The organism is Bathymodiolus platifrons methanotrophic gill symbiont (genome assembly GCF_002189065.1).
In the GTDB taxonomy this organism is placed as follows: domain Bacteria; phylum Pseudomonadota; class Gammaproteobacteria; order Methylococcales; family Methylomonadaceae; genus Methyloprofundus.
In genome coordinates this window covers 1-1,180 of record NZ_BDMN01000586.1, presented here as the reverse complement: position 1 = coordinate 1,180, position 1,180 = coordinate 1, and the positions used below count along the sequence as shown (strand labels likewise).

The window sequence follows — 1,180 nt, the reverse complement described above, 5'->3', positions numbered from 1 at the left end:
GGTTTAGTACCATTAAATATAAAAGCACCTATCTGGACAAGTCAGTTTGAGGTGTAATTTTACCTATGCTCAGGTAGTGATGTGACGTAGAGCGGACTAAAGTCCGTTCTACACTATTTTCTGTTTAAGAAGGGAATAGAAAAAGCTTAAGAGAGATACTGAGTGGAACAAAAGAATTATGATGTGATTATTGCCGGTGCAGGGCCTGCGGGCACAACTGCTGCGACATTACTGGCCCAATATGGGCACAGTGTTTTATTGATTGAGCGCGACCAGCACCCACGCTTTCATATTGGTGAATCCATGTTACCCATGAGTGAGTCGGTGATGAAGCGACTAGGGGTGGCATGGGGTGAAGGTAATTTAAAAAAGGGAGGGGCTGAGTTTATTGATGAAGTCTCAGGGAGACATACTTATTTTCCATTCCAGGGTAAATATCGGACCTTTCAGGTTGAGCGTTCTGTGTTTGACAAACGCCTGTTTGATAATGCTATTGAACATGGCGTAATAGCGAAGCAGCAAGAACAGGTTATGGCAGTAATCTGTTCAGAGAGCCATGTTCAGCTTGATACCGATAAAGCGCACTATCAAGGACGATATTTTATTGATGCGATGGGTCGTGATGCTCTAATGGGTAAAAAATTAAGCAGTATTGATAAAATAAAGAATCTAGGTAAATTTGCCTTATACCAGCATTATAAGCTTGCTGAAACTGAGGTCTCTAAGGAATTATTTGCGCATGGCAACATCAAGACACTATTATCTGATATCGGCTGGGTATGGTGTATTCCTTTAACTTTTGAGCGCTTAAGTGTCGGCTTAGGAATAAGCACGAAACAACTTCCCGATATTAATTATTCTTGAGGAATTGCACGGTAATTCCATTTTGGTAAATGTGTATCAAATACAATCGGCATTATTTCTTTGAAGTCAGCGGCATATTTTCGTCCTGTCTCGTATATTTTGTCGAGTATGTGAACAATTGTTGTTAGTCCTTTTGACGTTGATGTTCTAGAAATCAATGTTTTAACTGTTTCAACCGAGTCAAATACAACACCTTCACAAGCACGAGTCACATGAGGAAAAAAAACGATGTTCAATGGGATTATACTTGGAGGTATAAGGAGGATAGTGGGCAATCCTAATTTCCAATCCAAGTGCATTCGCAGTCTTTTGTAAA

Annotated in this window: 3 protein-coding genes; 1 reads left to right on the top strand and 2 read right to left on the bottom strand. The window is 40.2% G+C overall.

The genetic code is table 11. The features are described from left to right. Positions 1-162: 162 nt before the first annotated feature. Entirely contained in the window at positions 163-864 is a 702-nt protein-coding gene (locus CDZ78_RS20735) for an NAD(P)/FAD-dependent oxidoreductase (protein WP_087871621.1), read from the top strand. Here CDZ78_RS20735 and CDZ78_RS20730 read toward each other — a convergent pair. Both CDZ78_RS20730 and CDZ78_RS23980 read right to left on the bottom strand, forming a co-directional pair. Further along, positions 855-1,100 carry an ISAzo13-like element transposase-related protein gene (locus CDZ78_RS20730; protein ID WP_167374435.1) on the bottom strand — a complete coding sequence of 82 codons (246 nt, stop codon included), beginning with the start codon at positions 1,098-1,100 and terminating at the stop codon, positions 855-857. The genes CDZ78_RS20735 and CDZ78_RS20730 overlap by 10 nt on opposite strands. Then, positions 1,060-1,152, bottom strand: coding sequence for an ISAzo13-like element transposase-related protein (locus tag CDZ78_RS23980; protein ID WP_280175602.1), 93 nt, complete (start codon positions 1,150-1,152; stop codon positions 1,060-1,062). Before CDZ78_RS23980 ends, CDZ78_RS20730 begins: the two co-directional genes overlap by 41 nt. Between the last annotated feature and the right edge of the window lie 28 nt (positions 1,153-1,180).